Here is a 22,963-nt window from a genome sequence, read left to right as displayed (position 1 = left end):
TTTGTTCTACAACGCTTTATAGTACGCTTCTTAAGTAAGTTAACCCTGGGGCGAGATGCCCCGGCCCTGGAGATATGGATGAAATCACTGTTTAAAGCTACGCTGCTGGCGACCACAATGGCCGTTGCGCTGCACGCTCCGATCACCTTCGCTGCTGACGCTGCGAAACCGGCTGCTACCGAAAACAGCAAAGCCGCGTTCAAAAATGACGACCAGAAATCTGCTTACGCGTTGGGCGCATCACTGGGTCGTTACATGGAAAATTCCCTGAAAGAGCAGGAAAAACTGGGAATCAAACTGGATAAAGATCAGCTGATCGCCGGTGTGCAGGATGCGTTTGCGGATAAGAGCAAACTGTCTGACCAGGAAATCGAACAGACTCTTCAGGCATTTGAAGCTCGCGTGAAGGCTTCTGCTCAGGCGAAGATGGAAAAAGACGCAGCGGACAACGAAGCCAAAGGCAAAGAGTACCGCACTAAGTTTGCGAAAGAGAAAGATGTTAAAACCTCTTCTACTGGCCTGCTCTACAAAGTAGAGAAAGCCGGTACGGGTGAAGCGCCGAAAGACAGCGATACCGTCGTGGTGAACTACAAAGGTACGCTTATCGACGGTAAAGAGTTTGATAACTCTTACACCCGTGGTGAACCGCTCTCCTTCCGTCTGGATGGCGTGATCCCTGGCTGGACTGAAGGCCTGAAGAACATCAAGAAAGGCGGTAAGATCCAACTGGTTATCCCGCCGGATCTGGCTTATGGCAAAACTGGCGTTCCGGGGATCCCGGCTAACTCCACGCTGGTATTCGACGTAGAGCTGCTGGACATTAAACCGGCACCGAAGGCGGATGCCGCCGCGCCAGCAGAAGCTGATGCTAAAGCAGCTGATGCTGCTAAAAAATAAAAACTGAGAACCGCCGCCTGATATGGCGGCGGTTTTTTTATTGCAGGCCGGATATAATTAACTGGAAAGCGGAACCTCCGCTGTATTAGTTTAGTTATCCGCGTAAATATGAGCCTGCCCTGAGAACATAACGACAGGCTCCTGAAAAGGAGTGTTTTTTTTCATGTCCAGGTCGCTTTTAACCAATGAAACCAGTGAGCTTGATTTACTGGATCAACGTCCTTTCGATCAAACCGACTTTGATATTCTGAAATCCTACGAAGCGGTGGTGGACGGGTTAGCGATGCTCATTGGTTCTCATTGTGAAATCGTATTGCACTCTTTGCAGGATTTAAAATGCTCGGCCATTCGCATTGCTAACGGTGAACATACGGGCCGTCAAATTGGTTCGCCAATTACCGACCTTGCGCTGAGAATGCTGCATGATATGACCGGTGCAGACAGCAGCGTGTCGAAGTGCTACTTCACTCGTGCCAAAAGCGGCGTCCTGATGAAGTCAGTAACCATTGCTATTCGCAATCGTGAGCATCGCGTGATTGGTCTGCTGTGTATCAACATGAACCTAGATGTACCGTTCTCGCAGATTATGAACACCTTTATTCCGCCGGAAACACCGGAAGTGGGTTCTGCGGTAAACTTTGCTTCCTCAGTTGAAGACCTGGTCACCCAGACGCTGGAGTTCACGATTGAAGAAGTGAATGCCGATCGTAACGTTTCCAATAACGCCAAGAACCGTCAGATCGTTCTGAATTTGTACGAGAAAGGTATCTTCGATATTAAAGATGCGATCAATCAGGTAGCTGACCGTCTTAACATCTCCAAGCATACCGTTTACCTCTATATTCGCCAGTTCAAAAGCGGTGACTTCCAGGGGCAAGATAAGTAATGCGTTTTGCCATTATGGTTACCGGCCCGGCTTATGGTACCCAACAGGCGAGCAGCGCTTTGCAGTTTGCTCACGCTCTGCTGGCAGAGGGACATGAGCTGTGCAGCGTCTTCTTCTATCGGGAAGGGGTGTACAACGCCAACCAACTGACCTCCCCGGCCAGTGATGAATTTGACCTGGTGCGAGCCTGGCAAGAACTGAACGCGCAGTACGGCGTGGCGTTGAACATTTGCGTAGCGGCGGCGCTTCGACGCGGTATCGTTGATGAAACCGAAGCGGGCAGGCTGGGGCTGGCATCAGCCAATCTTCAGCCCGGTTTTACATTAAGCGGACTTGGTGCGCTGGCAGAAGCGTCTCTGACCTGCGATCGCGTGGTACAGTTCTGATGAAACGCATTGCCTTTGTTTTTTCCACTGCGCCACACGGTAGCGCATCGGGCCGTGAAGGTCTGGATGCACTTCTGGCGACCTCTGCGTTAACGGATAATCTCGGCGTCTTCTTTATTGGCGACGGCGTCTTCCAGATTCTGCCGGGGCAAAAGCCGGATGTGGTTCTGGCGCGTGATTATATTGCCACCTTCAAATTGCTGGGACTGTATGACATCGAGCAGTGCTGGCTCTGTGCCGACTCATTGCGTGAACGTGGTCTTGGAAAAGAAACGAACTTTGTGGTTGATGCCACACCGCTTGAACCTCAGGCGCTACGCCGTGAACTGGGCAATTTCGATGTCATACTGAGATTCTGAGGCGTTTATGCTGCATACGTTACATCGCTCTGCGTGGTTTACCGATCTCACTTCACTTCTGCGTCTGGTGGAAGAAGGGGATGAGCTTCTCTTGCTACAGGATGGCGTGACCGCCGCATTAGAAGGCAGCCGTTTCCTTGAAAGTCTGCACAACGCCCCCATAACCGTATACGCACTGAAAGAAGACATTGAAGCTCGCGGTTTGAGTGGTCAAATTTCAGACAGTGTCGTCAGGGTTGGCTATACTGACTTCGTCAGACTTGCGGTTAAGCACACCAGCCAGATGGCCTGGTGACGGCGGGATCGTTGTATATTTCTTGACACCTTTTCGACACCGCCCTAAAATTCGGCGTCCTCATATTGTGTGAGGTCGATTTATTACGTGTTTACGAAGCAAAAGCTAAAACCAGGAGCTATTTAATGGCAACAGTTAACCAGCTGGTACGCAAACCACGCGCGCGCAAAGTTGCAAAAAGCAACGTGCCTGCGCTGGAAGCATGCCCGCAAAAACGTGGCGTATGTACTCGTGTATATACCACCACTCCTAAAAAACCGAACTCCGCGCTGCGTAAAGTATGCCGTGTTCGTCTGACTAACGGTTTTGAAGTGACTTCCTACATCGGTGGTGAAGGTCACAACCTGCAGGAGCACTCCGTGATCCTGATCCGTGGCGGTCGTGTAAAAGACCTCCCGGGTGTTCGTTACCACACCGTGCGCGGTGCGCTTGACTGCTCCGGCGTTAAAGACCGTAAGCAAGCTCGCTCCAAGTATGGCGTGAAGCGTCCTAAGGCTTAATGGTTCTCCGTTAAGTAAGGCCAAACGTTTTAACTTAAATGTCAAACTAAACTCGTAGAGTTTTGGACAATCCTGAATTAACAACGGAGTATTTCCATGCCACGTCGTCGCGTCATTGGTCAGCGTAAAATTCTGCCGGATCCGAAGTTCGGATCAGAACTGCTGGCTAAATTTGTAAATATCCTGATGGTAGATGGTAAAAAATCTACTGCCGAAACTATCGTATACAGCGCGCTGGAGACCCTGGCTCAGCGTTCTGGTAAATCTGAACTGGAAGCTTTCGAAGTAGCTCTCGAAAACGTGCGCCCGACTGTCGAAGTTAAGTCTCGCCGCGTTGGTGGTTCTACTTATCAGGTACCAGTTGAAGTCCGTCCGGTTCGTCGTAATGCTCTGGCAATGCGTTGGATCGTTGAAGCTGCTCGTAAACGCGGTGATAAATCCATGGCTCTGCGCCTGGCGAACGAACTCTCTGATGCTGCAGACAACAAAGGTACTGCAGTTAAGAAACGTGAAGACGTTCACCGTATGGCCGAAGCCAACAAGGCGTTCGCACACTACCGTTGGTAATCCCTTCGGAATTTTAGTCACCAGGCGGGCGCTTCCAGTAAGCAGCCCGCTTTGGGCTACTTAAATTGAACGCCTAAAAGATAAACGAGGAATCAAATGGCTCGTACAACACCCATCGCACGCTATCGTAACATCGGTATCAGTGCGCACATCGACGCCGGTAAAACCACTACTACCGAACGTATTCTGTTCTACACCGGTGTAAACCATAAAATCGGTGAAGTTCATGACGGCGCAGCTACCATGGACTGGATGGAGCAGGAGCAGGAACGTGGTATTACTATCACTTCCGCAGCGACTACTGCATTCTGGTCTGGTATGGCTAAGCAGTATGAGCCGCATCGCGTAAACATCATTGACACCCCAGGGCACGTTGACTTCACTATCGAAGTAGAACGTTCCATGCGTGTTCTTGATGGTGCGGTAATGGTTTACTGCGCAGTTGGTGGTGTTCAGCCGCAGTCTGAAACCGTATGGCGTCAGGCAAACAAATATAAAGTTCCGCGCATTGCGTTCGTTAACAAAATGGACCGCATGGGTGCGAACTTCCTGAAAGTTGTTGGTCAGATCAAATCCCGTCTGGGCGCGAACCCGGTTCCGCTGCAGCTGGCAATTGGCGCTGAAGAAGCGTTCACCGGTGTTATCGACCTGGTGAAAATGAAAGCCATCAACTGGAACGATGCAGATCAGGGCGTAACCTTCGAATACGAAGATATCCCGGCTGACATGCAGGAACTGGCTGAAGAATGGCACCAGAACCTGATCGAATCCGCTGCAGAAGCTTCTGAAGAGCTGATGGAGAAATACCTGGGTGGTGAAGAACTGACTGAAGAAGAGATCAAAAAAGCTCTGCGTCAGCGCGTTCTGAACAACGAAATCATCCTGGTAACCTGTGGTTCTGCATTTAAGAACAAAGGTGTTCAGGCGATGCTGGATGCGGTAATTGATTACCTGCCATCCCCGGTTGACGTACCTGCGATCAACGGCATTCTGGACGACGGTAAAGATACTCCGGCTGAGCGTCACGCTAGCGATGAAGAGCCTTTCTCTGCACTGGCATTCAAAATTGCTACCGACCCGTTCGTGGGTAACCTGACCTTCTTCCGCGTGTACTCTGGTGTGGTTAACTCTGGTGATACCGTACTGAACTCCGTGAAAACTGCACGTGAGCGTTTCGGTCGTATCGTTCAGATGCACGCTAACAAACGTGAAGAGATCAAAGAAGTTCGCGCGGGCGACATCGCTGCTGCTATCGGCCTGAAAGACGTAACTACGGGTGACACCCTGTGTGATCCGGATGCGCCGATCATTCTGGAGCGTATGGAATTCCCTGAGCCGGTAATCTCCATCGCAGTAGAACCGAAGACCAAAGCTGACCAGGAAAAAATGGGTCTGGCTCTGGGCCGTCTGGCTAAAGAAGACCCGTCTTTCCGCGTATGGACTGACGAAGAATCTAACCAGACCATTATCGCCGGTATGGGTGAGCTGCACCTCGACATCATCGTTGACCGTATGAAGCGTGAATTCAACGTTGAAGCGAACGTCGGTAAACCTCAGGTTGCTTACCGTGAAGCGATTCGCGCGAAAGTTACCGATATCGAAGGTAAACACGCCAAGCAGTCTGGTGGTCGCGGTCAGTACGGTCATGTTGTTATCGACATGTACCCGCTGGAGCCGGGTTCCAACCCGAAAGGCTACGAGTTTGTCAACGATATCAAAGGTGGTGTAATCCCTGGTGAATACATCCCGGCCGTTGATAAAGGCATCCAGGAACAGCTTAAAGCTGGTCCGCTGGCGGGTTACCCTGTGGTTGATCTCGGTGTGCGTCTGCACTTCGGTTCTTATCACGACGTTGACTCCTCTGAACTGGCGTTTAAACTGGCTGCGTCTATCGCCTTTAAAGATGGCTTTAAGAAAGCAAAACCTGTTCTGCTTGAGCCAATCATGAAGGTTGAGGTAGAAACGCCGGAAGAGAACACCGGTGACGTAATCGGTGACTTGAGCCGTCGTCGCGGTATGCTGCGCGGTCAGGAATCTGAAGTTACTGGCGTTAAGATCCACGCTGAAGTACCGCTGTCTGAAATGTTCGGATATGCAACTCAGCTGCGTTCTCTGACCAAAGGTCGCGCATCATACACGATGGAATTCCTGAAATATGATGATGCACCGAACAACGTTGCTCAGGCCGTTATTGAAGCCCGTGGTAAATAATCCACAGGATTAAAACCTAAGTCCCGTGCTCTCTCCAGAGGGGAGAGCACTATAGTAAGGAATATAGCCGTGTCTAAAGAAAAATTTGAACGTACAAAACCGCACGTTAACGTCGGCACTATCGGCCACGTTGACCATGGTAAAACTACCCTGACCGCTGCAATCACTACCGTTCTGGCTAAAACCTACGGTGGTGCTGCTCGCGCATTCGATCAGATCGATAACGCGCCGGAAGAAAAAGCTCGTGGTATCACCATCAACACATCTCACGTTGAATACGACACCCCGACTCGCCACTACGCACACGTAGACTGCCCGGGCCACGCCGACTATGTTAAAAACATGATCACCGGTGCTGCGCAGATGGATGGCGCGATCCTGGTTGTTGCTGCGACTGACGGCCCGATGCCGCAGACTCGTGAGCACATCCTGCTGGGTCGTCAGGTAGNCTGACCGCTGCAATCACTACCGTTCTGGCTAAAACCTACGGTGGTGCTGCTCGCGCATTCGATCAGATCGATAACGCGCCGGAAGAAAAAGCTCGTGGTATCACCATCAACACATCTCACGTTGAATACGACACCCCGACTCGCCACTACGCACACGTAGACTGCCCGGGCCACGCCGACTATGTTAAAAACATGATCACCGGTGCTGCGCAGATGGATGGCGCGATCCTGGTTGTTGCTGCGACTGACGGCCCGATGCCGCAGACTCGTGAGCACATCCTGCTGGGTCGTCAGGTAGGCGTTCCGTACATCATCGTGTTCCTGAACAAATGTGACATGGTTGATGACGAAGAGCTGCTGGAACTGGTTGAAATGGAAGTGCGTGAACTTCTGTCTCAGTACGATTTCCCGGGCGACGACACCCCGATCGTTCGTGGTTCTGCTCTGAAAGCGCTGGAAGGCGAAGCAGAGTGGGAAGCGAAAATCATCGAACTGGCTGGCTTCCTGGATTCTTACATCCCGGAACCAGAGCGTGCGATTGACAAGCCGTTCCTGCTGCCGATCGAAGACGTATTCTCCATCTCTGGTCGTGGTACCGTTGTTACCGGTCGTGTAGAGCGCGGTATCATCAAAGTGGGCGAAGAAGTTGAAATCGTTGGTATCAAAGAGACTGCGAAGTCTACCTGTACTGGCGTTGAAATGTTCCGCAAACTGCTGGACGAAGGCCGTGCTGGTGAGAACGTGGGTGTTCTGCTGCGTGGTATCAAACGTGAAGAAATCGAACGTGGTCAGGTACTGGCTAAGCCGGGTTCCATCAAGCCGCACACYAAATTCGAATCTGAAGTTTATATCCTGTCCAAAGATGAAGGCGGCCGTCATACTCCGTTCTTCAAAGGCTACCGTCCGCAGTTCTACTTCCGTACAACTGACGTGACTGGCACCATCGAACTGCCGGAAGGCGTAGAGATGGTAATGCCGGGCGACAACATCAAAATGGTTGTTACCCTGATCCACCCGATCGCGATGGACGACGGTCTGCGTTTCGCAATCCGTGAAGGCGGCCGTACCGTTGGCGCGGGCGTTGTTGCTAAAGTAATGAGCTAATTGCTGATAACATTTGACGCAATGCGCAATAAAAGGGCATCATTTGATGCCCTTTTTGCACGCTTTCACATCAGAACCTGGCTCATCAGTGATTTTTTTTGTCATAATCATTGCTGAGACAGGCTCTGCAGAGGGCGTTTAGTCCGAAACATAATTTTCGGTTTGGATTGCCTCGCACACGCGGGGTGAAAATGTTTGTAGAATACTTCTGACAGGTTGGTTTATGAGTGCGAATACCGAAGCTCAAGGGAGCGGGCGCGGCCTGGAAGCGATGAAGTGGGTGATTGTTGCCGCATTGCTGATCGTGGCAATCGTGGGCAACTACCTTTATCGTGACATGATGCTGCCGCTGCGTGCGCTGGCCGTAGTAATTCTGATTGCTGCAGCGGGTGGTGTCGCGCTGTTGACGACAAAAGGTAAAGCAACCGTTGCTTTTGCCCGTGAAGCGCGTACCGAAGTCCGTAAGGTCATTTGGCCGACTCGCCAGGAAACGTTGCACACCACGCTGATTGTGGCTGCGGTTACCGCAGTAATGTCACTGATCCTGTGGGGACTGGATGGTATTCTGGTTCGCCTGGTATCCTTTATCACTGGCCTGAGGTTCTGAGATGTCTGAAGCTCCTAAAAAGCGCTGGTACGTCGTTCAGGCGTTTTCCGGTTTTGAAGGCCGCGTAGCAACGTCGCTGCGCGAGCATATCAAATTACACAACATGGAAGAGTTGTTTGGTGAAGTCATGGTGCCGACCGAAGAAGTGGTCGAAATCCGTGGCGGCCAGCGTCGCAAAAGCGAACGCAAATTCTTCCCAGGCTATGTACTGGTCCAGATGGTTATGAATGACGCGAGCTGGCACCTGGTGCGCAGCGTACCGCGTGTGATGGGCTTCATCGGTGGTACTTCCGATCGCCCAGCGCCAATCAGCGATAAAGAAGTTGATGCGATCATGAACCGTCTGCAACAGGTGGGTGATAAGCCGCGTCCGAAAACGCTGTTTGAACCCGGTGAGATGGTCCGCGTTAACGACGGTCCGTTTGCTGACTTTAATGGTGTGGTCGAAGAAGTCGATTACGAGAAGTCTCGCCTGAAAGTTTCTGTTTCTATCTTCGGTCGCGCGACTCCGGTAGAACTGGACTTTGCCCAGGTAGAAAAAGCCTAAAGGCCGATCAAAAAAGCGGCGATTTAATCGTTGCACAAGGCGTGAGATTGGACTACAATTTCGCGCCTTTTGTTTTTATGGGCCTGGCCCATAAAACGATATTTATCACGGGGAGCCTTGTATAAAGGCGCTATAACCCAATCTGAGGATTTTAAGAATGGCTAAGAAAGTACAAGCCTATGTCAAGCTGCAGGTTGCAGCTGGTATGGCAAACCCGAGTCCGCCGGTTGGTCCAGCACTGGGTCAGCAGGGCGTTAACATCATGGAATTCTGCAAAGCGTTCAACGCTAAAACGGATTCTATGGAAAAAGGTCTGCCAATCCCGGTTGTTATCACTGTTTATGCTGACCGTTCTTTCACCTTCGTTACCAAAACTCCGCCAGCAGCAGTTCTGCTGAAAAAAGCGGCTGGTATCAAGTCTGGTTCCGGCAAGCCGAACAAAGACAAAGTAGGTAAAATTTCCCGCGCTCAGCTGCAGGAAATCGCGCAGACCAAAGCTGCCGACATGACTGGTGCCGACATTGAAGCGATGACTCGCTCCATTGAAGGTACTGCACGTTCCATGGGCCTGGTAGTGGAGGATTAAGAAATGGCTAAACTGACCAAGCGCATGCGTGTGATCCGTGAGAAAGTTGATGCGACCAAACAGTACGACATCAATGAAGCTATCTCTCTGCTGAAAGAACTGGCTACCGCTAAGTTCGTAGAAAGCGTAGACGTTGCCGTTAACCTCGGCATTGATGCGCGTAAATCTGACCAGAACGTACGTGGTGCAACTGTACTGCCGCACGGTACTGGCCGTTCTGTTCGCGTAGCTGTATTTACCCAGGGTGCAAACGCTGAAGCTGCGAAAGCTGCTGGCGCTGAACTGGTAGGTATGGAAGATCTGGCTGACCAGATCAAAAAAGGCGAGATGAACTTTGACGTTGTTATTGCTTCCCCGGATGCAATGCGCGTTGTTGGCCAGCTGGGCCAGGTTCTGGGTCCACGTGGCCTGATGCCAAACCCGAAAGTCGGTACTGTAACGCCGAACGTTGCTGAAGCGGTTAAGAACGCTAAAGCAGGTCAGGTTCGTTATCGTAACGACAAAAACGGCATCATCCACACCACCATCGGTAAAGTGGATTTCGACGCTGACAAATTGAAAGAAAACCTGGAAGCTCTGCTGGTTGCGCTGAAAAAAGCAAAACCGACTCAGGCGAAAGGCGTGTACATCAAGAAAGTTAGCATCTCCACCACCATGGGTGCTGGCGTTGCCGTTGATCAAGCTGGTCTGAGCGCTTCCGCGAACTAAGATTAGCTTTACGTGGGCGGTGGTTTTGTCTACAATTCTACCCCCACGATTCTGCAAATAGCAGATCTCTATTCGAGATATTCAGGTTGTGGCAAGGCAGCAACCGTGTGAATCGCCAGGAGCATAGATAACTATGCGAACGGTGTGAACCAGGGATACTAGCGCCGGCTACGGACGGAATAGCGACAAATAGAAAGAATTTGTTCGTTGGAGCCTGGCCTATCCAGGCCTCCGTCGAAGACCGCAGGTGTTTCGTAAGAAACTTAATGCCCTGCGTAGACGGTGACAGAACGCTAAGATTATTTTTTATACTCTGGCTTGTTTCTGCTCACCGTATTATGACGCTCTTCTCGTTGGAGAGAGTGAAGTGAGTTCCAGAGCATGAGCTCTGGCAAACATCCAGGAGCAAAGCTAATGGCTTTAAATCTTCAAGACAAACAAGCGATTGTTGCTGAAGTCAGCGAAGTAGCCAAAGGTGCGCTGTCTGCAGTAGTTGCGGATTCCCGTGGCGTGACTGTAGATAAAATGACTGAACTGCGTAAAGCAGGTCGTGAAGCTGGCGTATACATGCGTGTTGTTCGTAACACCCTGCTGCGTCGCGTCGTTGAAGGTACTCCGTTCGAGTGCCTGAAAGACACGTTTGTTGGTCCGACCCTGATTGCATACTCTATGGAACACCCGGGCGCTGCTGCTCGTCTGTTCAAAGAGTTCGCGAAAGCGAATGCAAAATTTGAGGTCAAAGCCGCTGCCTTTGAAGGTGAGCTGATCCCGGCGTCGCAGATCGACCGCCTGGCAACTCTGCCGACCTACGAAGAAGCAATTGCACGCCTGATGGCAACCATGAAAGAAGCTTCGGCTGGCAAACTGGTTCGTACTCTGGCTGCTGTACGCGATGCGAAAGAAGCTGCTTAATCGCAGTCGTCTTTGTAAAGCATCTGCTTACGTATAAACTTATTCTGATATTCAGGAACAATTTAAATGTCTATCACTAAAGATCAAATCATTGAAGCAGTATCCGCTATGTCCGTAATGGACGTTGTAGAACTGATCTCTGCAATGGAAGAAAAATTCGGTGTTTCCGCTGCTGCTGCTGTAGCTGTAGCTGCTGGCCCGGTTGAAGCTGCTGAAGAAAAAACTGAATTCGACGTAATTCTGAAAGCTGCTGGCGCTAACAAAGTTGCTGTTATCAAAGCAGTACGTGGCGCAACTGGCCTGGGTCTGAAAGAAGCTAAAGACCTGGTAGAATCTGCTCCGGCCGCTCTGAAAGAAGGCGTGAGCAAAGATGACGCTGAAGCTCTGAAAAAATCTCTGGAAGAAGCTGGCGCTGAAGTTGAAGTTAAATAAGCCAACCCTTCCGGTTGCAGCCTGAGAAATTAGGCTGATGGCTGGTGACTTTTTAGTCACCAGCCTTTTTGCGCTGTAAGGTGCCAGTAGCGTTTCACACTGTTTGACTACTGCTGTGCCTTTCAATGCTTGTTTCTATCGACGACTTAATATACTGCGACAGAACGCACGTTCTGTGTAAATCGCAATGAAATGGTTTAAGCGTGATAGCAACAGGCATTGCGGAAAGTATTCCATTTTCCGGTCAACAAAATAGTGTTGCACAAACTGTCCCAGTGCAGGACAGATGGGTCGACTTGTCAGCGAGCTGAGGAACCCTATGGTTTACTCCTATACCGAGAAAAAACGTATTCGTAAGGATTTTGGTAAACGTCCACAAGTTCTGGACATACCTTATCTCCTTTCTATCCAGCTTGACTCGTTTCAGAAGTTTATCGAGCAAGATCCTGAAGGGCAGTATGGTCTGGAAGCAGCTTTCCGTTCCGTGTTCCCGATTCAGAGCTACAGCGGTAATTCCGAGCTGCAATACGTCAGCTACCGCCTTGGCGAACCGGTGTTTGACGTTCAGGAATGTCAGATCCGTGGTGTGACCTATTCCGCACCGCTGCGCGTAAAACTGCGTCTGGTGATCTACGAGCGCGAAGCGCCGGAAGGCACCGTTAAAGACATTAAAGAACAAGAAGTCTACATGGGCGAAATTCCGCTCATGACCGACAACGGTACCTTTGTTATCAACGGTACTGAGCGTGTTATCGTTTCTCAGCTGCACCGTAGTCCTGGCGTCTTCTTTGACTCCGACAAAGGTAAAACCCACTCTTCGGGTAAAGTGCTGTATAACGCGCGTATCATTCCTTACCGTGGCTCCTGGCTGGACTTCGAATTCGATCCGAAGGACAACCTGTTTGTACGTATTGACCGTCGCCGTAAACTGCCTGCGACCATTATTCTGCGTGCACTGAACTACACCACTGAGCAGATTCTGGATCTGTTCTTTGAGAAAGTGATCTTTGAGATCCGCGACAACAAGCTGCAGATGGAACTGGTGCCGGAACGCCTGCGTGGTGAAACCGCCTCCTTTGACATCGAAGCGAACGGCAAAGTCTACGTCGAAAAAGGCCGCCGCATCACTGCGCGCCACATTCGCCAGCTGGAAAAAGACGATATCAAACATATCGAAGTTCCGGTTGAGTACATTGCTGGCAAAGTGGCATCTAAAGACTACGTTGATGAATCCACTGGTGAGCTGATCTGCGCAGCGAACATGGAGCTGAGCCTGGATCTGCTGGCTAAGCTGAGCCAGTCTGGTCACAAGCGTATCGAAACGCTGTTCACCAACGATCTGGACCACGGCCCGTACATTTCTGAAACTGTACGCGTCGACCCAACTAACGATCGTCTGAGCGCACTGGTAGAAATCTACCGTATGATGCGTCCTGGTGAGCCGCCGACGCGTGAAGCGGCTGAAAGCCTGTTCGAGAATCTGTTCTTCTCCGAAGACCGCTATGATCTGTCTGCGGTTGGTCGTATGAAGTTCAACCGTTCTCTGCTGCGCGACGAAATCGAAGGTTCCGGTATCCTGAGCAAAGACGACATCATTGACGTGATGAAGAAGCTCATCGATATCCGTAACGGCAAGGGCGAAGTCGATGATATCGACCACCTCGGCAACCGTCGTATCCGTTCCGTAGGCGAAATGGCGGAAAACCAGTTCCGCGTTGGCCTGGTACGAGTTGAGCGTGCGGTGAAAGAGCGTCTGTCTCTGGGCGATCTGGATACCCTGATGCCTCAGGATATGATCAACGCCAAGCCGATTTCTGCAGCCGTGAAAGAGTTCTTTGGTTCCAGCCAGCTGTCTCAGTTTATGGACCAGAACAACCCGCTGTCTGAGATCACGCACAAGCGTCGTATCTCCGCACTCGGCCCTGGCGGTCTGACCCGTGAACGTGCGGGCTTCGAAGTTCGAGACGTACACCCGACTCACTACGGTCGCGTATGTCCTATCGAAACGCCAGAAGGTCCGAACATCGGTCTGATCAACTCCCTGTCCGTGTATGCACAGACTAACGAATATGGCTTCCTTGAGACGCCGTACCGTCGTGTAGTTGATGGCGTGGTAACGGACGAAATTCATTACCTTTCTGCTATCGAAGAGGGTAACTACGTTATCGCTCAGGCGAACTCCAACCTGGATGACGAAGGCCACTTTGAAGAAGATCTGGTTACCTGCCGTAGTAAAGGCGAATCCAGCTTGTTCAGCCGTGACCAGGTTGACTACATGGACGTTTCCACCCAGCAGGTGGTTTCCGTCGGTGCGTCCCTGATCCCGTTCCTGGAACACGATGACGCCAACCGTGCATTGATGGGTGCGAACATGCAACGTCAGGCGGTTCCGACCCTGCGCGCTGATAAACCGCTGGTTGGTACCGGTATGGAGCGTGCTGTTGCCGTTGACTCCGGCGTAACTGCGGTTGCTAAGCGTGGCGGTACCGTCCAGTACGTCGATGCATCTCGTATCGTTATCAAAGTTAACGAAGATGAGATGTATCCGGGCGAAGCGGGTATCGACATCTACAACCTGACCAAATACACCCGTTCTAACCAGAACACCTGCATTAACCAGATGCCTTGTGTATCTCTGGGTGAGCCGGTTGAACGCGGCGACGTGCTGGCAGACGGTCCGTCCACCGACCTCGGTGAACTGGCGCTCGGTCAGAACATGCGCGTGGCGTTCATGCCGTGGAACGGTTACAACTTCGAAGACTCCATCCTCGTTTCCGAGCGTGTTGTCCAGGAAGACCGCTTTACAACCATCCACATTCAGGAACTGGCGTGTGTGTCCCGTGACACCAAGCTGGGGCCGGAAGAGATCACGGCCGACATCCCGAACGTGGGTGAGGCTGCGCTCTCCAAACTGGATGAGTCCGGTATTGTTTACATCGGTGCGGAAGTGACCGGTGGTGACATTCTGGTTGGTAAGGTAACGCCGAAAGGTGAAACCCAGCTGACGCCAGAAGAGAAGCTGCTGCGTGCGATCTTCGGTGAGAAAGCGTCTGATGTTAAAGACTCTTCTCTGCGCGTACCAAACGGTGTATCCGGTACCGTGATCGACGTTCAGGTCTTTACTCGCGATGGCGTAGAAAAAGACAAACGTGCGCTGGAAATCGAAGAGATGCAGCTGAAGCAGGCGAAGAAAGACCTGTCTGAAGAACTGCAAATCCTCGAAGCTGGCCTGTTTAGCCGTATCCACGCTGTGCTGGTTTCCGGTGGCGTTGAAGCTGAGAAGCTCGACAAGCTGCCGCGCGATCGCTGGCTGGAACTGGGCCTGACCGACGAAGAGAAACAAAATCAGCTGGAACAGCTGGCTGAACAGTACGACGAACTGAAACACGAGTTCGAGAAAAAACTCGAAGCGAAACGCCGCAAAATCACTCAGGGCGACGATCTGGCACCGGGCGTGCTGAAGATTGTTAAGGTATATCTGGCGGTTAAACGCCGTATCCAGCCTGGTGACAAGATGGCAGGTCGTCACGGTAACAAGGGTGTAATTTCTAAGATCAACCCGATCGAAGATATGCCTTACGATGAAAACGGTACGCCGGTAGACATCGTACTGAACCCGCTGGGCGTACCGTCTCGTATGAACATTGGTCAGATCCTGGAAACCCACCTGGGTATGGCTGCGAAAGGTATCGGCGATAAGATTAACGCCATGCTGAAACAGCAGCAGGAAGTCGCGAAACTGCGCGAGTTCATCCAGCGTGCCTACGATCTGGGTTCTGATGTTCGTCAGAAAGTTGACCTGAATACCTTCAGCGATGAAGAAGTTCTGCGTCTGGCTGAAAACCTGCGTAAAGGTATGCCGATCGCAACGCCGGTCTTCGACGGTGCGAAAGAGTCTGAAATCAAGGAACTGTTACAGCTGGGCGGCCTGCCGACTTCCGGTCAGATCACCCTGTTCGACGGTCGTACCGGTGAGCAGTTCGAGCGCCAGGTTACCGTTGGCTACATGTACATGCTGAAACTGAACCACCTGGTTGATGACAAGATGCACGCGCGTTCTACCGGTTCTTACAGCCTGGTTACTCAGCAGCCGCTGGGTGGTAAGGCTCAGTTCGGTGGTCAGCGCTTCGGGGAGATGGAAGTGTGGGCGCTGGAAGCATATGGCGCAGCATACACCCTGCAGGAAATGCTCACCGTTAAGTCTGATGACGTTAACGGCCGTACTAAGATGTATAAGAACATCGTGGACGGCAACCATCAGATGGAGCCGGGCATGCCGGAATCCTTCAACGTATTGTTGAAAGAGATTCGTTCGCTGGGTATCAACATCGAACTGGAAGACGAGTAATTCTCGCTCAAACAGGTCACCGCTGTCGGGGTAATACCCGGCAGCGGAATGTGCTAACTCCGACGGGAGCAAATCCGTGAAAGACTTATTAAAGTTTCTGAAAGCGCAAACTAAAACCGAAGAGTTTGATGCGATCAAAATTGCTCTGGCTTCGCCAGACATGATCCGTTCATGGTCTTTCGGTGAAGTTAAAAAGCCGGAAACCATCAACTACCGTACGTTCAAGCCTGAGCGTGACGGCCTTTTCTGCGCCCGTATCTTTGGGCCAGTAAAAGATTACGAGTGCCTGTGCGGTAAGTACAAGCGCCTGAAACACCGCGGTGTGATCTGTGAGAAGTGCGGCGTTGAAGTGACCCAGACCAAAGTGCGCCGTGAGCGTATGGGCCACATCGAGCTGGCGTCTCCGACTGCTCACATCTGGTTCCTGAAATCTCTGCCGTCCCGTATCGGCCTGCTGCTCGATATGCCGCTGCGTGATATCGAACGCGTGCTGTACTTCGAATCCTATGTGGTTATCGAAGGCGGTATGACTAACCTGGAACGCCAGCAGATCCTGACTGAAGAGCAGTATCTGGATGCGCTGGAAGAGTTCGGTGACGAATTCGATGCGAAGATGGGTGCGGAAGCAATCCAGGCTCTGCTGAAGAGCATGGATCTGGAGCAAGAGTGCGAAACTCTGCGCGAAGAGCTGAACGAAACCAACTCTGAAACCAAGCGTAAGAAGCTGACCAAGCGTATCAAACTGCTGGAAGCGTTCGTACAGTCTGGCAACAAGCCGGAGTGGATGATCCTGACCGTTCTGCCGGTTCTGCCGCCAGATCTGCGTCCGCTGGTACCGCTGGATGGTGGTCGTTTTGCGACTTCTGACCTGAACGATCTGTATCGTCGCGTCATTAACCGTAACAACCGTCTGAAACGTCTGCTGGATCTGGCTGCGCCGGACATCATCGTCCGTAACGAAAAGCGTATGCTGCAGGAAGCGGTTGACGCCCTGCTGGATAACGGTCGTCGCGGTCGTGCAATCACCGGTTCTAACAAACGTCCTCTGAAATCTTTGGCCGACATGATCAAAGGTAAACAGGGTCGTTTCCGTCAGAACCTGCTCGGTAAGCGTGTCGACTACTCCGGTCGTTCTGTTATCACCGTAGGTCCATACCTGCGTCTGCATCAGTGCGGTCTGCCGAAGAAAATGGCGCTGGAACTGTTCAAACCGTTCATCTACGGCAAGCTGGAACTGCGTGGCCTGGCCACCACCATCAAAGCCGCCAAGAAGATGGTTGAGCGTGAAGAAGCTGTCGTTTGGGATATCCTGGACGAAGTTATCCGCGAACACCCGGTACTGCTGAACCGTGCACCAACACTGCACCGTCTGGGTATCCAGGCGTTTGAACCGGTACTGATCGAAGGTAAAGCTATCCAGCTGCACCCGCTGGTTTGTGCGGCATACAACGCCGACTTCGATGGTGACCAGATGGCTGTTCACGTACCGCTGACGCTGGAAGCCCAGCTGGAAGCGCGTGCGCTGATGATGTCTACCAACAACATCCTGTCCCCGGCGAACGGCGAACCTATCATCGTTCCGTCCCAGGACGTTGTACTGGGTCTGTACTACATGACCCGTGACTGTGTTAACGCCAAAGGCGAAGGCATGGTGCTGACTGGCCCGAAAGAAGCCGAGCGTATTTATCGCGCTGGCCTGGCCTCTCTGCATGCGCGCGTTAAAGTGCGTATTACTGAATACGAAAAAGATGCTAATGGCGAATTCGTTGCGCACACCAGCCTGAAAGACACGACCGTTGGCCGTGCCATTCTGTGGATGATCGTACCGAAGGGGCTGCCTTTCTCCATCGTCAACCAGGCGCTGGGCAAGAAAGCAATCTCCAAAATGCTGAACACCTGTTACCGTATTCTGGGCCTGAAACCGACCGTTATTTTTGCGGACCAGACGATGTACACCGGCTTTGCTTATGCAGCACGTTCAGGTGCATCTGTTGGTATTGATGACATGGTCATCCCGGAGAAAAAACACGAGATCATCAGCGAAGCGGAAGCCGAAGTTGCTGAGATCCAGGAGCAGTTCCAGTCTGGTCTGGTAACGGCGGGCGAACGCTACAACAAAGTTATCGATATCTGGGCCGCGGCGAACGATCGTGTATCCAAAGCGATGATGGACAACCTGCAAACCGAAACCGTGATTAACCGTGACGGCGTAGAAGAGCAGCAGGTTTCCTTCAACAGCATCTACATGATGGCCGACTCCGGTGCGCGTGGTTCTGCTGCACAGATTCGTCAGCTTGCGGGTATGCGTGGTCTGATGGCGAAGCCGGATGGCTCCATCATCGAAACGCCAATCACCGCGAACTTCCGTGAAGGTCTGAACGTACTCCAGTACTTCATCTCCACTCACGGTGCGCGTAAAGGTCTGGCGGATACCGCACTGAAAACAGCGAACTCCGGTTATCTGACCCGTCGTCTGGTTGACGTGGCGCAGGATCTGGTCGTCACTGAAGACGACTGTGGCACACTGGAAGGCATCACCATGACCCCGGTTATCGAGGGTGGTGACGTTAAAGAGCCGTTGCGCGATCGCGTACTGGGCCGTGTGACGGCTGAAGATGTGCTGAAGCCGGGTACGGCGGATATTCTGGTTCCACGTAACACGCTGCTGCACGAACAGTGGTGTGACCTGCTGGAAGCGAACTCCGTTGACTCTGTGAAAGTGCGTTCCGTTGTATCCTGTGACACCGACTTTGGTGTATGTGCGCACTGCTATGGTCGCGACCTGGCGCGTGGTCACATCATCAACAAAGGTGAAGCGATCGGTGTTATCGCGGCGCAGTCCATCGGTGAGCCGGGTACACAGCTGACGATGCGTACGTTCCACATCGGTGGTGCGGCATCTCGTGCGGCTGCTGAATCCAGCATCCAGGTGAAAAACAAAGGTAGCATCCGTCTGAGCAATGCGAAGTCGGTTGTTAACTCCAGCGGTAAACTGGTTATCACCTCACGTAACACCGAACTGAAACTGATCGACGAATTCGGCCGTACCAAAGAAAGCTATAAAGTGCCTTACGGCTCCGTTATGGCGAAAGGTGATGGTGAGCAGGTTGCTGGCGGCGAAACCGTTGCAAACTGGGATCCGCACACCATGCCGGTTATCACCGAAGTGAGTGGTTTCGTCCGCTTCACTGACATGATCGACGGCCAGACCATTACTCGTCAGACCGACGAGCTGACCGGTCTGTCTTCTCTGGTGGTTCTGGATTCTGCTGAACGTACTACCGGCGGTAAAGATCTGCGTCCTGCGCTGAAAATCGTTGATGCTCAGGGTAATGATGTTCTGATCCCTGGTACCGATATGCCTGCGCAGTACTTCCTGCCGGGTAAAGCGATTGTTCAGCTGGAAGATGGCGTACAGATCAGTTCTGGTGACACCCTGGCGCGTGTACCGCAGGAATCCGGCGGTACCAAGGATATCACCGGTGGTCTGCCGCGCGTTGCGGACCTGTTCGAAGCACGTCGTCCGAAAGAGCCGGCAATCCTGGCTGAAATCAGCGGCATCATTTCCTTCGGTAAAGAAACCAAAGGGAAACGTCGTCTGGTTATCACCCCGGTAGACGGTAGCGATCCGTACGAAGAGATGATTCCGAAATGGCGTCAGCTCAACGTGTTCGAAGGTGAACGCGTAGAACGTGGTGACGTTGTTTCCGACGGTCCGGAAGCGCCGCACGACATTCTGCGTCTGCGTGGTGTGCATGCTGTAACTCGTTATATCGTTAACGAAGTTCAGGACGTATACCGTCTGCAGGGCGTTAAGATTAACGATAAACACATCGAAGTTATCGTTCGTCAGATGCTGCGTAAAGCCACCATCGAAAGCGTAGGTAGCTCCGACTTCCTGGAAGGCGAGCAGGTTGAATACTCCCGCGTCAAGATCGCAAACCGCGATCTGGAAGCGAACGGCAAAGTGGGTGCAACATTCTCCCGCGATCTGCTGGGTATCACCAAAGCGTCTCTGGCAACCGAGTCCTTCATCTCTGCAGCATCGTTCCAGGAAACCACGCGTGTCCTGACCGAAGCCGCCGTTGCGGGTAAACGTGATGAACTGCGCGGTCTGAAAGAGAACGTTATCGTGGGTCGTCTGATCCCGGCAGGTACCGGTTACGCGTACCACCAGGATCGTATGCGCCGCCGCGCAGCGGGTGAACTCCCGGCTGCACCGCAGGTGACTGCTGAAGATGCGTCTGCCAGCCTGGCAGAACTGCTGAACGCAGGCCTGGGTGGTTCTGACAACGATTAATCGTTGAACGTCCTGTAATAAAAAACCCGCTTTTCGAAGCGGGTTTTTTTATGTCTACTCACCGACTGGCGGCAACCGACGGTATAGCTCAATCATATCGCCCGCCAGATCCTGAATGACCATTGCATTCATCAGATGATCCTGCGAGTGTACGGTGATCAAATTGACCGGTAACTTGCCTGTCCCTTCGTCTATACCGATAAGCTGGGTCTGGATCTTATGCGCCAGCTTAACGTAATCGCGCGACTCTTCCATTGCCTGCCCGGCTCCGGCGAAATCCCCTTTACGCGCCAGCTGAAGCGCAGTTAGCGCCTGGCTACGCGCCGCTCCTGCATTGACCAGCAGCTCCATGATGATTGTCTCTAAATCTTCCATGCTGTTACTCCATAAGTTTAAGCGCTTTCTCCAGCACGACATCGCCTTTCATCATGCCGTAATCCATCATATCGATAACTGCGACTTTCTTACCTAATGGGTCAGCAAGTGCCTGAAGCTTGCCCTGTTCATACTTAACCTGCGGGCCAAGCAGAACGATATCCGCTGCGGCGATATTTTCTTTGAATTCGGCGACAGGCACGGCTTTGATGCTGACTTCCACGCCTTTCTTCTGAGCCGCGTCTTTCATTCGTTGTACCAGCATGCTGGTGGACATTCCGGCGGCACAGCATAAAACGATATTCTTCATAGTTGGTTCTCACGGTTACGTTGATACTTCATCTTTAGTCCGGGCAGGTGATGAGAACAACTGTCTTCATGTGAATGTGTGTAAAGCATCACACAAAAAATGAAACCGGTTACAATTTTGTTGGCGGTATTAAAAAGCCTGCGATGGCAGGCCTTTATAGGTAGCAGGGGTTAGTGGGTTTTGACGCGGAGAATTCGATTTTTACCCTGCTTTTTCGCTTTGTATAATGCTTCATCCACGTTTATCACCAGCTGCTCCAGCGTCTCCAGGTTCCACTCGCCAACGCCAGCACTAAAGGTGACGTGCAGACCCTCCTCGCGCCAGGTTCTCTGCGCGACCTGAATTCGCCAGCTTTCCAGCAGCGAGTCCGCAGCATGCAGATGCCCGGCAGGAAACAGGATCGCGAACTCTTCACCGCCATAGCGATACACAGAGATGCCCTGCGGCTGCATGACCGCAATACCTTCTCGTGCCACGTTGCGTAGCACGATGTCGCCATTCAGGTGGCCCCAGGTATCGTTGATGGACTTGAAGTTATCTATATCTACCAGCGCCAGAGCGAATGGCTGGTGATCGTTCATCAGCGTGGAGATATCGCTGTCAAAAGCGCGACGGTTCTTACAGCCCGTCAGCGCGTCGATCGTGGCCTGGCGGACATAAGTGAGTTCACGTTCCTTGTTGGTTTCAATGGCTTTACTGAGCATCGCTTCGAGACGGGGCGCGCGTTGAACGTCTCCCGTTTTTATTGCATTAAAAATGTTCATCAACACCGTACGGGAGGCGTGACGTAGATAGAGACCAAAGAGCACAATCACGATGGCTGCCAGGGCAAAGCCCCATAGGACAATGTCGGTTTCATGTCGCGTCAGGCCAACCAGGGTGGTATTGGCTACCCGGTAGATAACAAACCAGTCCGGATTGGTAAACGAGTAGTAGTAATACCAGTCATCACTCTCTTTATCGTAGAGATGGCCCTCGCCACTGGTCATTTTATGCATTATGGCTTCGCTAACATAGCGCTTAAATAACATGCCGGTATCCGGATGCAACATGACGTTTCCATGACGATCGACAACAAAAAATTCGCCCTGTACCGGAGCCACCATCTGACGCAAGGTATAGCCAATTGAGGTCAAATCGAGGTGGAACGCGATGGTGCCTTTCAGCTTGCCTTCCGGCGATATCACGGGCTTATAGAGAGTGACCGTTGGATTATGAGTGAAGTGGTCCATATAGGGGGAGGTATAACTACTGAACGTGCTGGCCTCAGCCTGCGATATAAACCACGGGCGAGTTTTGGCATCGAAAGTGTGGCTGCTTTCATCAGACAGCACTTCTGGCGCGCGCAGATAGTTTCCCTTGGTATCGGCCAGTGAAATTGAAGAGACGCTCGGCATCAGCGTTTGCAACTGCATCAGCGTATTCAACCCTTCTTCCGGGTTAACGTTTACTGTTTGGTTTAGCTGATCGTTGCGGGAGAAGAAGGTTGCCGCACGTCCGAGAATATAGTCATTTTCACGCAGCAACGACTCCGTGTAGTTCACGGCGAGGTTATGCGTGAAATTTTTGTTAATGCCATGATAATCATCGAGAAAGTCTTTTCTTTGGGTGAAGGTAATAAATACCGCAATCAGAATAAAACTGATCAAGATACCCGTGAAGCTCACCAGAATCGGCGTAGTGAAAGAAAGTTTTCTGCTATAACTTGCCATTACTGTAACCAGTTTCAGAAGGTGTGAATCCTGAAGGGAAGCACGATGAAGAACCAGAAGGTGGATCTACGCATCAGGACAGAATGTATGCAATTATAATCTTAACATTATGAATGGAGATGAATTATCTTAAAAATGCCGTTAGTTCGAGAAAATTTACCGCGGGTATGGGGGTTTTATCGTATTGCTGGCATTGAAGGCAGGGCGAAACGAGGAAGAAGCTTTCCGCCCTGGACAGCATGAATGGCTGACAACATCAGCTTAAAAGGGCGGCCGATTAACAACAACCTGCCGTTTTCAATCTTCCATAGACGCTCGTAAAAGAGTTATTCGATTACATCGCCATTCACCGCATTTGCGAGGCACGCCCCAGCGAAATCCCCTTTATGCCGCCTGGCTGCATGCCGCACCCACGTTGACCATCAGTGCCATGATGCTGGTTGTCTGTGGCTCTTCCATACCGTTATGCTTT

The 22,963-nt window shown here is 51.8% G+C and carries 20 protein-coding genes and 1 pseudogene; 18 read left to right on the top strand and 3 right to left on the bottom strand.

All coding sequences use genetic code 11. From position 1 onward, the window contains the following. Window positions 1-78 precede the first annotated feature (78 nt). From fkpA to rpoC, 18 genes and pseudogenes are all read left to right on the top strand, one after another. On the top strand, window positions 79-897 hold the full coding sequence (gene fkpA, locus C3432_RS20100) for an FKBP-type peptidyl-prolyl cis-trans isomerase (protein ID WP_103778317.1): 819 nt from the start codon (window positions 79-81) through the stop codon (window positions 895-897). A gap of 163 nt (window positions 898-1,060) precedes the next feature. Then, window positions 1,061-1,783 carry a helix-turn-helix transcriptional regulator gene (locus C3432_RS20095; protein ID WP_103778316.1) on the top strand — a complete coding sequence of 241 codons (723 nt, stop codon included), beginning with the start codon at window positions 1,061-1,063 and terminating at the stop codon, window positions 1,781-1,783. Then, window positions 1,783-2,169 carry a sulfurtransferase complex subunit TusD gene (gene tusD / locus C3432_RS20090; RefSeq protein ID WP_103778315.1) on the top strand — a complete coding sequence of 129 codons (387 nt, stop codon included), beginning with the start codon at window positions 1,783-1,785 and terminating at the stop codon, window positions 2,167-2,169. The genes C3432_RS20095 and tusD overlap by 1 nt, the downstream gene beginning before the upstream one ends. Continuing rightward, window positions 2,169-2,528 (top strand): sulfurtransferase complex subunit TusC, encoded by a 360-nt coding sequence (tusC, locus tag C3432_RS20085; protein ID WP_103778314.1) that lies wholly within the window; start codon window positions 2,169-2,171, stop codon window positions 2,526-2,528. Before tusD ends, tusC begins: the two co-directional genes overlap by 1 nt. A gap of 7 nt (window positions 2,529-2,535) precedes the next feature. Further along, complete coding sequence (gene tusB, locus C3432_RS20080; RefSeq protein WP_103778313.1) at window positions 2,536-2,823, top strand: sulfurtransferase complex subunit TusB; 288 nt, start codon at window positions 2,536-2,538, stop codon at window positions 2,821-2,823. A 125-nt stretch (window positions 2,824-2,948) separates the two neighbouring features. Continuing rightward, entirely contained in the window at window positions 2,949-3,323 is a 375-nt protein-coding gene (gene rpsL / locus C3432_RS20075) for a 30S ribosomal protein S12 (RefSeq protein WP_000246815.1), read from the top strand. Window positions 3,324-3,419: 96 nt separating this feature from the next. Next, complete coding sequence (gene rpsG, locus C3432_RS20070) at window positions 3,420-3,890, top strand: 30S ribosomal protein S7 (RefSeq protein WP_042322792.1); 471 nt, start codon at window positions 3,420-3,422, stop codon at window positions 3,888-3,890. Window positions 3,891-3,986: 96 nt separating this feature from the next. Next, window positions 3,987-6,101: an elongation factor G gene (fusA, locus tag C3432_RS20065; RefSeq protein ID WP_103778312.1), complete on the top strand. Its 2,115-nt coding sequence runs from the start codon at window positions 3,987-3,989 to the stop codon at window positions 6,099-6,101. Window positions 6,102-6,170: 69 nt separating this feature from the next. Next, on the top strand, window positions 6,171-6,554 hold the full coding sequence (locus tag C3432_RS20060) for a GTP-binding protein (protein WP_103772090.1): 384 nt from the start codon (window positions 6,171-6,173) through the stop codon (window positions 6,552-6,554). Then, window positions 6,551-7,654, top strand: a pseudogene (tuf, locus tag C3432_RS20055) (elongation factor Tu); the annotation flags it as partial. The gene C3432_RS20060 and the pseudogene tuf, both read left to right, overlap by 4 nt. Window positions 7,655-7,877: 223 nt before the next feature. Then, window positions 7,878-8,261: a preprotein translocase subunit SecE gene (gene secE, locus C3432_RS20050; protein ID WP_103778311.1), complete on the top strand. Its 384-nt coding sequence runs from the start codon at window positions 7,878-7,880 to the stop codon at window positions 8,259-8,261. 1 nt (window position 8,262) lies between these two features. Continuing rightward, a complete protein-coding gene (nusG, locus tag C3432_RS20045; protein ID WP_003862341.1) occupies window positions 8,263-8,808 on the top strand; it encodes a transcription termination/antitermination protein NusG in 546 nt (181 codons plus the stop codon). Between the two features lie 157 nt (window positions 8,809-8,965). Continuing rightward, window positions 8,966-9,394, top strand: coding sequence for a 50S ribosomal protein L11 (gene rplK, locus C3432_RS20040; protein WP_006688357.1), 429 nt, complete (start codon window positions 8,966-8,968; stop codon window positions 9,392-9,394). A 3-nt stretch (window positions 9,395-9,397) separates the two neighbouring features. Further along, complete coding sequence (gene rplA / locus C3432_RS20035; RefSeq protein ID WP_044185940.1) at window positions 9,398-10,102, top strand: 50S ribosomal protein L1; 705 nt, start codon at window positions 9,398-9,400, stop codon at window positions 10,100-10,102. Window positions 10,103-10,516: 414 nt separating this feature from the next. Continuing rightward, complete coding sequence (gene rplJ, locus C3432_RS20025) at window positions 10,517-11,014, top strand: 50S ribosomal protein L10 (RefSeq protein WP_004097644.1); 498 nt, start codon at window positions 10,517-10,519, stop codon at window positions 11,012-11,014. A gap of 66 nt (window positions 11,015-11,080) precedes the next feature. Beyond that, window positions 11,081-11,446 carry a 50S ribosomal protein L7/L12 gene (gene rplL, locus C3432_RS20020; RefSeq protein ID WP_012133812.1) on the top strand — a complete coding sequence of 122 codons (366 nt, stop codon included), beginning with the start codon at window positions 11,081-11,083 and terminating at the stop codon, window positions 11,444-11,446. Between the two features lie 319 nt (window positions 11,447-11,765). Continuing rightward, complete coding sequence (gene rpoB / locus C3432_RS20015; RefSeq protein WP_103778310.1) at window positions 11,766-15,794, top strand: DNA-directed RNA polymerase subunit beta; 4,029 nt, start codon at window positions 11,766-11,768, stop codon at window positions 15,792-15,794. 76 nt (window positions 15,795-15,870) lie between these two features. Further along, window positions 15,871-20,094, top strand: a complete 4,224-nt coding sequence (rpoC, locus tag C3432_RS20010) for a DNA-directed RNA polymerase subunit beta' (protein ID WP_103778309.1) — start codon at window positions 15,871-15,873, stop codon at window positions 20,092-20,094. Between the two features lie 54 nt (window positions 20,095-20,148). Here rpoC and C3432_RS20005 read toward each other — a convergent pair whose 3' ends face one another. From C3432_RS20005 to C3432_RS19995, 3 genes are all read right to left on the bottom strand, one after another. Continuing rightward, complete coding sequence (locus C3432_RS20005; RefSeq protein ID WP_103778308.1) at window positions 20,149-20,469, bottom strand: PTS lactose/cellobiose transporter subunit IIA; 321 nt, start codon at window positions 20,467-20,469, stop codon at window positions 20,149-20,151. A 4-nt stretch (window positions 20,470-20,473) separates the two neighbouring features. Further along, complete coding sequence (locus tag C3432_RS20000) at window positions 20,474-20,779, bottom strand: PTS sugar transporter subunit IIB (RefSeq protein ID WP_103778307.1); 306 nt, start codon at window positions 20,777-20,779, stop codon at window positions 20,474-20,476. Window positions 20,780-20,949: 170 nt separating this feature from the next. After that, window positions 20,950-22,491: a sensor domain-containing diguanylate cyclase gene (locus C3432_RS19995; protein ID WP_103778306.1), complete on the bottom strand. Its 1,542-nt coding sequence runs from the start codon at window positions 22,489-22,491 to the stop codon at window positions 20,950-20,952. Window positions 22,492-22,963 lie beyond the last annotated feature (472 nt).

This window comes from Citrobacter amalonaticus (genome assembly GCF_002918555.1).
Taxonomy (GTDB): domain Bacteria; phylum Pseudomonadota; class Gammaproteobacteria; order Enterobacterales; family Enterobacteriaceae; genus Citrobacter_C; species Citrobacter_C amalonaticus_A.
Note: the sequence above shows the minus strand (reverse complement) of the source record. Positions and strands in the feature narration are given on the sequence as shown.